The organism is Pedobacter sp. 01T416_2, assembly GCF_056398925.1.
The window spans coordinates 1-4,255 of sequence record NZ_JBFTQI010000526.1 but is presented as its reverse complement, the minus strand read 5'-3'; the positions used below and the strand labels follow the sequence as shown (position 1 = coordinate 4,255).

At 41.1% G+C, this 4,255-nt stretch carries 1 protein-coding gene; it reads left to right on the top strand.

The window, feature by feature from the left end; translation table 11 throughout:
- Window positions 1-151: 151 nt before the first annotated feature.
- Window positions 152-3,850 (top strand): phosphoribosylformylglycinamidine synthase, encoded by a 3,699-nt coding sequence (purL, locus tag AC1DPQ_RS19565; protein WP_477610604.1) that lies wholly within the window; start codon window positions 152-154, stop codon window positions 3,848-3,850.
- The last annotated feature ends 405 nt before the right edge of the window (window positions 3,851-4,255 follow it).

The window sequence follows — 4,255 nt, the reverse complement described above, 5'->3', positions numbered from 1 at the left end:
AAAGTCGTCATCTCGACCGAAGCACCGCGGAGTGGAGAGATCTATCTTGACAGATTTCTCCACTCCGCCTGAAATGACGATCTGCGGGTTATATTAAGGTCAAAAGTAATAAAAGCGCAATTATATTGTAGGCTACAATGAGCTTTTTAAAATTTTAACACTATTTTTGCAACTTCAAAAAAAAAGCATGATTCATTTCTTCCTTAGTCAATCGCAGGCGATTTTTGTTCTACAAACAGACAAAGCGCTTTCTACCACTGATATTACTAAACTTGAATGGTTATTTGGCGGTGCCAAAATCTCGCAAGAAAAAGCGCTAACAGGCTTTTTCGTTGGGCCAAGAGCAGCAATGATTACTCCATGGAGTACCAACGCAGTAGAGATTACCCAAAACATGGACATGCAGGGAATCATCAGGATTGAAGAATTTAAGCAGGTTGATGAAAGTTTTGCGGATTACGACCCGATGCTTTCTCAAAAATACGACAAGCTCGATCAGGAGGTATATACCATCAATATCAAACCTGAACCTATTTTAGAAATCACCGATATTGCTGCTTACAACAAACAAGAAGGGCTTTCTTTAAGCGATGAAGAAGTTGAGTATTTAAATACTTTAGCGCAAAAACTAGAAAGACCGCTAACCGATTCTGAAGTTTTTGGTTTCTCTCAAGTGAATTCGGAACACTGCCGCCATAAAATTTTCAATGGTAAATTTGTAATCGATGGCGTAGAGCAACCTACTTCTTTATTTAAGCTGATCCGCAAAACATCAGAAGAAAATCCTAATGATATTGTTTCGGCCTATAAAGATAACGTAGCTTTTATCAAAGGCCCGAAAGTGCAACAATTTGCACCTAAACGTGCCGATGAGCCGGATTATTATACTACAAGCGATTTTGAATCGGTAATCTCATTAAAAGCAGAAACCCATAATTTCCCTACCACTGTTGAGCCTTTTAATGGTGCAGCAACAGGTTCGGGTGGTGAAATCAGAGACCGTTTAGCAGGTGGACAAGGTTCGTTGCCTTTAGCAGGAACTGCCGTTTACATGACTGCACTTTCGCGTTTAGAAGATAACCGCCCTTGGGAAAAAGGCGTTGAAGAAAGACAATGGTTGTACCAAACCCCGATGGATATCCTGATCAAAGCATCTAACGGTGCTACAGATTTTGGAAATAAATTCGGTCAACCGCTTATTACTGGTTCGGTTTTAACTTTCGAACACGAAGAAGATTCCCGAAAACTGGGTTTCGATAAAGTAATTATGCTAGCGGGTGGTGTCGGTTACGGTAAAGCCAGTCAGGCACAAAAACTTAAACCAAAAGAAGGCGATAACATCGTTATCCTGGGTGGAGAAAATTATAGGATCGGGATGGGTGGTGCAGCCGTTTCATCTGCAGATACTGGTCAGCACGGAAGCGGCATTGAATTAAATGCCATCCAGAGATCGAACCCTGAAATGCAAAAACGTGCTGCAAATGCGGTACGTGGCATGGTAGAAAGCGATCACAATTCGATTATCTCTATCCACGATCACGGTGCAGGTGGTCACTTAAACTGTTTATCAGAGCTAGTTGAAGAAACCGGTGGTTTAATAGATCTTGATAAATTGCCAGTGGGCGACCCTACCCTTTCGGCTAAAGAAATTATCGGAAACGAATCGCAGGAGAGAATGGGCTTGGTAATCGGCAACGAGCATATCGAAACCTTACAAAAAATAGCCGACCGCGAACGCTCGCCAATGTATACCGTAGGTAAAGTAACCGGCGATCACCGTTTTACCTTTAAATCTGCAACAACAGGTTTAAAACCTATGGATTTTGAATTGGCCGCCATGTTTGGCAGTTCACCAAAAATCGTAATGGACGATCAAACCATCGACCGTAAATATGAAGCCGTAACCTATAACAACAACGAATTAAACACCTATTTAGAACAGGTGCTTCAATTAGAAGCGGTTGCATCTAAAGATTGGTTAACCAATAAAGTAGACCGTTGTGTGGGGGGGCGTGTAGCTAAACAACAATGTGCAGGCCCATTACAGTTGCCTTTAAACAACTGTGGTGTAATGGCTTTAGATTTTCAGGGGAAAGAAGGTATAGCCACTTCAGTTGGCCATGCACCACTTTCGGCCTTGATCGATCCTGCAGCGGGTAGCCGCAATGCGATTGCAGAATCACTTTCGAATATCGTTTGGGCACCCCTAAAAGATGGCTTAAAAAGTGTTTCACTTTCTGCCAACTGGATGTGGGCCTGTAAAAATGAAGGCGAAGATGCCCGTTTATATGCAGCGGTAAAAGCTTGTTCTGATTTTGCCATCGATTTAGGAATCAATATCCCAACCGGAAAAGATTCGTTATCGATGAAACAGAAATACAAAGATGGTGATGTAATTGCACCGGGAACGGTAATTATTTCTGCCGGAGCAAATTGCGACGATATTACCAAAGTGGTTGAGCCGGTACTTCAAAAAAACGGTGGATCAATTTATTACATCAACCTTTCTAACGATACCTACAAATTAGGTGGTTCATCTTTTGCACAGATTTTAAATAAAATCGGCACAGAAACACCTGATGTTAAAGGTGCTGATCAATTTAAAACAGCTTTTAATACCCTTCAGCAATTAATCAAAGCTGACAAAATCCAGGCAGGTCACGATATTGGTAGCGGTGGTTTAATCACAACCCTATTGGAAATGTGTTTTGCCGACCGCGATTTGGGCGCTTCGATCGATTTGTCTTCACTAGCGGAAGCAGATAGCATTAAAGTATTATTTGCAGAGAACATTGGTATTGTATTCCAGGCCGATGCTTCTGTTGAAGATACCTTTGCACAGGCCGGCGTTGCTTTCCATAAAATTGGTGAGGTAAATGCATCAGCTAAACTGGAAGTTAAAAATGCTGCTGATCGCTTCAGCTTTGRTATCGACCATTTACGTGATGTTTGGTTCAAAACTTCATACTTATTAGATAGTAAACAAACCGGAAACGGATTGGCGAAAGAACGCTACGACAATTATAAAAACCATGTTTTAAATTACACTTTTCCATTACAATTTGATGGAAAGAAACCTGTAATCGATCCGACTAAACCACGACCAAAAGCAGCCATCATCCGCGAAAAAGGAAGTAATTCTGAGCGCGAACTGGCCAATGCCATGTATTTGGCAGGTTTTGATGTGAAAGACGTACACATGACCGATTTAATTACCGGAAGAGAAACTTTAGAAGATATCCAGTTTATAGGTGCAGTTGGTGGTTTCTCTAACTCTGATGTTTTAGGATCGGCCAAAGGTTGGGCAGGTGCATTTTTATACAACGAAAAAGCAAGAGTAGCCTTGGAGAAATTCTTTGCCCGTCCTGATACCTTATCAGTTGGGGTTTGCAATGGTTGCCAGTTATTTATAGAGTTGGGCTTAATTAACAAAGATCACGAAGAAAAACCTAAAATGCTCCACAACAAAAGTGGCAAGCACGAAAGTATTTTCACTTCGCTAACCTTACAAGAAAATAATTCGGTCATGTTATCTACACTGGCCGGAAGCACTTTAGGTGTTTGGGTATCACATGGTGAAGGAAGGTTCTCATTGCCATACACAGAAGATAAATATAAAATCGTGGCCAAATATGCTTACGAAACTTATCCAGCTAGCCCGAATGGCTCAGATTACAACACCGCAATGTTATGTGATGAAACTGGCCGCCACCTGGTAATGATGCCACACATTGAGCGTTCATTGTTCCAATGGCACTGGGCAAATTATCCACAAGGCCGTAAAGACGAAGTTTCGCCATGGATGGAAGCCTTCGTAAATGCACGCAAGTGGATTGAAAACAAGGGGTAAGCAACTGATGAAGCTGTAAAATGGATGATGGAATTAAAAACCATCATCCATTTTTTGTTTTTACAAGCATTCGTCATTTCGAGCAATTTGTTTCTTAAAATCGTCATGTTGAACTTGATTCAGCATCTATCATGCTAATTAAACCCTGAACAGGTAAGGTCAGGTACAACTGAATCATATAAATTGTCATTCTGAGGCACGAAGAATCTCTAACAGATAACTGGCTTGTTTTAATTTTTAATGGCTTTGAAATGGGAAACCGATAATAGCAAGCTTTCCATAGCTGAAGGATTCTTCACTGCGTTCAGAATGACAATTCTCCAACGATATTAAAAAAAACGGCCTGGGCACCGCCCAAACCGTTTCAATTTACCCAACCTTACATTTTTCTATAAGAGCATTAAT